At 75.6% G+C, this 348-nt stretch carries 1 protein-coding gene; it reads left to right on the top strand.

The window, feature by feature from the left end:
- Positions 1–74: 74 nt before the first annotated feature.
- Positions 75–348, top strand: a 274-nt coding sequence (locus tag SACPADRAFT_RS33915) for a glycosyltransferase family 2 protein (RefSeq protein WP_233357171.1), incomplete at its 3' end; no start/stop codon positions are given.

The raw sequence follows: 348 nt of genomic DNA, 5'->3' as shown, positions 1-348 counted from the left end.
CGCAGGCTCCCGTCGGCACTCCGCGCGCGGCGGCGGCTGCCGCACGAGGTGGAGCGCCAGATCCGGGAGCTGGCGTGACCGCCGTGACGGTCGTGATGATCACGCACAACCGGCGGGCGGAGGCGCTGCGCACGCTCGCGGCGATGACGGCGCTGCCGGACGCGGCGCCGGTGATCGTGGCCGACAACGCCTCCACCGACGGCACCGCCGACGCGGTCGCCGAGCGGTTCCCCGGGGTGGCGCTGCTGCGGTGCGACCGCAATCTGGGCGCGCTCGCCCGCAACCTCGCGGTGCGCCACGTGCACACGCCGTACGTGGCGTTCTGCGACGACGACACGTGCTGGCAGC

Origin of the sequence: Saccharomonospora iraqiensis subsp. paurometabolica YIM 90007 (assembly GCF_000231035.2) — a bacterium.
GTDB lineage: Bacteria > Actinomycetota > Actinomycetes > Mycobacteriales > Pseudonocardiaceae > Saccharomonospora > Saccharomonospora paurometabolica.
This window is presented reverse-complemented; position numbering and strand designations above follow the sequence as displayed.